General features: G+C 74.5%; 4 protein-coding genes. All 4 read right to left on the reverse strand.

The window, feature by feature from the left end; all coding sequences use genetic code 11:
• The coding region (locus V7793_RS34980) for a beta-ketoacyl [acyl carrier protein] synthase domain-containing protein (protein WP_336013721.1) at nucleotides 1-1,243 on the reverse strand (1,243 nt) is incomplete at its 3' end.
• 144 nt (nucleotides 1,244-1,387) lie between these two features.
• Nucleotides 1,388-2,173: an AfsR/SARP family transcriptional regulator gene (locus tag V7793_RS34985; protein WP_336013723.1), complete on the reverse strand. Its 786-nt coding sequence runs from the start codon at nucleotides 2,171-2,173 to the stop codon at nucleotides 1,388-1,390.
• 307 nt (nucleotides 2,174-2,480) lie between these two features.
• Nucleotides 2,481-3,218 (reverse strand): response regulator transcription factor, encoded by a 738-nt coding sequence (locus V7793_RS34990; protein WP_336013724.1) that lies wholly within the window; start codon nucleotides 3,216-3,218, stop codon nucleotides 2,481-2,483.
• A 168-nt stretch (nucleotides 3,219-3,386) separates the two neighbouring features.
• Nucleotides 3,387-3,725 (reverse strand): sensor histidine kinase (locus tag V7793_RS34995; RefSeq protein WP_336013725.1); only part of this gene is annotated, 339 nt, incomplete at its 5' end.

Genomic DNA, 3,725 nt, shown 5'->3' on the forward strand with positions numbered 1-3,725 from the left:
CGGACAGGTCCTGCGCCGCCCCGGGCGCCTGCGGCGGCCGGGCCGGGAGGCGCTGGTGGTACAGCGCCAGCGCCGCCTTGGTGACGCCGGCCAGGCCGGCGTTGGCGAAGGTGTGCCCGAGCCGGTCGCGCACGCTGCCCACCACCACGGATCCGGGCTCCGCGGCCGCGAACACCGATGCCAGCGCGGCGAGTTCGGCGGCCGTCTCGCGCGCCACGCCGGAGGCGCCGCACTCCACGTAGCCGATCGTGCCCGGGGAGGCGCCGCACTCCCGGAGGGCGGCCCGGGCCGTCTCCGCGCGCCGCTCCACGGACGTGGAATAGCGGAAGACGCCCGGGCGCCCCTCGTGGTGCACCGCGCACCCGCGGACCGTCGCGTAGATGCGGTCCCCGTCGCGGACCGCGGACGACAGCCGTTTGAGCAGCAGCGCGCCCACGCCCTCGCCGAGCGCGAAGCCGTCGCCGTCCGCGGCGAAGGGCCGGGTGCGCGGCGCGACGAGGCCCTTGGCCGCGAGCGCCGCCCGCAGGTACGGGCCCTCCTCGCGCTGGCCGGTCACCACCAGCACGGCCTCCGACAGCCCGCCGCGCAGGCTGTCCAGGGCGTGCGCGATCGCCAGGAACGACGTCGCGTCGGCCGACTCCAGGGCCAGGGTGCGGCCCCGGAGCTTGAACGCGCTCGCGATCCGGGCGGGGATGGTGCTCGCCATCTCCCCGACCCGGTCGTGCGGCGAGGCGCCCAGGCGCCGCACCAGGGCCGTGCGCAGCTCGTCGGCGGCCTGCGCGGCGGTACGGGCCGAGCCGCCGAACTCCGGTGCGGACACCGCCCGTTCCAGCTCCCGGGCGTACCGGCCGCCCTCGACGCGCAGCGCGTTGGCGTACTGCCGGTCCAGGCCGGAACACACCCCGGCCACCACGTCCGTGCGCTCGGCCCGCAGCGTCAGGTCGCCGGCCTTGGCGTCCTCCAGGCACTCGCGGGCCGCCTCCAGCATCAGCAGCTGCATACGCGTGAGCGCCCCGGCCTGCGCGGGCGGTATGCCGAACCGTGCGACGTCGACCTCGATGCCGGCGAGCGACGGCGCCGGGCCGGACCCGGGATCCGCAGGAGGCTCGGTCAGGGCCCTCCAGTACGCGTCGGCTCCCCGGATGCCGGGGTAGAGCGCCGCGATCCCGACGATCGCGACGGGTTCGTTCTGCGGTGTGCGCGTGGTGCCGGTGGCACCACGCGCGTCGGACTCGGAGTGCATGCGGGACGGCTCCAGTTGTCTCGGTGCTGCCGGGTCCGGCAACCTCTCTGCGCCACCGCGGTGCGGGGCCGGCGCCGGCTTCCGGCGGTGCCGAAGCGGGCGCTGCGGCACCGTGCGGTGCGGTCGAGCCCCGCCCGCAGGGCGCTACGCGCTGGTCGCGAGCGGCTCGCGCCGCCCGTTCCACAGCGCGCCCGGCTGTGCCAGCGCCGGATCCTGGGCGAGGATCTCGGCGTGGCGGCGCTGCAGCCCGGCACCCGGCTGGATGCCCAGCTGCTCGTCCAGCCGCTTGCGGGTCAGGCGGAAGCGCTCCAGTGCCTCGCTCTGCCGCCCGGACCGGTACAGCGCCAGCATCAGCAGCTCGCAGAACCGCTCGTGCAGCGGGTGCTGCGCGACGAGCTGCTGCAGTTCGGCGATCACCTGGGCGTTGTGGCCTAGCACCAGACGGGCGCTCACCAGGTCCTCCCACGCGGTCAGCCGGCGTTCCTCGAAGAGGGTCGCGGCGCTCGCGCACCGCAGCCCCTCCCCGGCGTCGAACAGGGCCGGGCCGCGCCACAGCCGCAGACCGGATTCCAGCATCCTCGCCGCCCGCTCGGGGTCGGTGGTCAGCGCGGCTCCGCCGCGGGAGGCGAGATCGAGAAATCTGTTGGCGTCGACGCACTCCGCGGGCACGTCCAGCAGGTATCCGTTCGGGACGGCGCGCAGGACGGTCGTGCGGTGCATCGGGGTGTGTGCCTCGAGTACTTTGCGCACCCTGGTGGCCTGGGCCTGCAGGGCGTTGCGGGGATTGCCGAGGGCGGAACCGCACCACAGCTCGTCGACGAGCTCCATGTGCGATACCGCCCGACCCGCCCGGAGGGCGAGGGTGGCGAGCATGGAACGGACCTTGCTGGCCCGAATGTCGCTGCTCCTCTCCGCAACGCTGACGCGCACCGGACCGAGTATTTCAATTTGCACGAATTTCCCCCCACAGCGATTTCCGCCGGAGATCAGAACAGGAGCTTGGACAGCTTTTTCCCCCTTTCGGCGCCCAATCCTTGCAACGTGGAACAACCGGCGTCATCCATCCCCGGGCCCCTTTCCGCCCTCAACGGATGGCGGAGCCGGGCGGGCGCCTCGAACGTTCATTGAGGCGCGTGCGCGCCCGGCTCAACACGGTGTCAACGCACGGATGACACGGGCCGCCCCCGGCGTTCCGCCCTGTGGCGTAGGCAGGGCGCCCGTTCCCTTCAGGGGGCCTTCAGGAAGAGTAGGCGCCGCCCCCGCCGCCCCCGGCGGGCGGTACGCCCGGCACGGCGCCCGGCGTCACCAGCCCCGCCTCGTACGCGGCGATGACCAGCTGGACCCGGTCGCGGGCGCACAACTTGCCCATGATCCGGCTGACATGGGTCTTGGCGGTGAGGGGGCTGAGCCCCAGCACATCGCCCACCTCGGCGTTGTTCAAACCCCTGGCCACCAGGGTCAGCACTTGGCGCTCGCGGACCGAGAGCACCGCCAGGCCGTTGGTCACGAAACCGGCCGGGATGTCCGCCCTGGGCGCCCGCAGCACCCGGGCGATCAGGCGCGAGGTCGGGCCGGGCGACAGCAGCGCCTCCCCGGCGGCGATGGTCCGGATCGCCTCCAGCAGCGCCGCCGGGCGTGTGTCCTTCACGAGGAAGCCCGAGGCGCCGGCACGCAACGCGTCGATGACGTACTCGTCGGTGTCGTACGTCGTCAGGACGAGCACCTTCACACCGGCCATGTCCTCGTCGGCCGCGATCCGCTGGGTCGCCTCGATGCCGTCGAGGTCCGGCATCCGGATGTCCATCACCACCAGGTCCGCGCGGGCGCTGCGGGCCAGCTCGACGGCCTGCCGGCCGGTGCCCGCCTCGCCCACGACCTCCATGTCGGGTGCGGTGTCCACCAGCATCGCGAACGCGGAGCGGACGAGCCGCTGGTCGTCGGCGAGCAGGACCCGGATCGGCTGCTGCGCGTTCATCGGCCGTCCCTCCCCCCGGGGGAGGGCGCTGCTGCCGGATTCGGTGCTGAGGTCATCGGAGTCATCCTTCGGGGTGGGGACCCGCACCGCGCCCCGCGGCGCGGGTCGTTCACTGAGGCGGGTACTGCACGCACGGGCGCACGCGCTCGCCGGCGTCTCACGGAGCGCTCACCGGAGGGCGGTCCCGTCCGCGGGGGCCGACGGCAGGACCGCGGTGACCGCGAACCCGGCGCCACCGGCGCGCGGCCCGGCCTGCAGCCCTCCACCGACGCTGCGGGCCCGCTCGCGCATCCCGACGATGCCGTAACCGCCGGTGCCGTTCGGCTCGTTCCCCGGCACGGGGTCGCGCGCAGGCGCTCCCGAACCGCCGTCGTCGAGCACGGTCACCCGCAGGGCGCCGTCGTCCTCGCCGCGCGCCACCGTCACCCAGACGCGGACCGAGGGCCCGCCGTGGCGGACCGCGTTGGTGAGCGCTTCCTGCACGATACGGTACGCAGCGGCCCCGAC

Origin of the sequence: Streptomyces sp. KLMMK (genome assembly GCF_036961605.1) — a bacterium.
Taxonomy (GTDB): domain Bacteria; phylum Actinomycetota; class Actinomycetes; order Streptomycetales; family Streptomycetaceae; genus Streptomyces; species Streptomyces telluris.

What these genes read in the sequence shown, in the direction of transcription:
- V7793_RS34990 (WP_336013724.1), bottom strand. Translation starts at nt 3,218, where the DNA reads ATGAACGCGCAGCAGCCGATCCGGGTCCTGCTCGCCGACGACCAGCGG.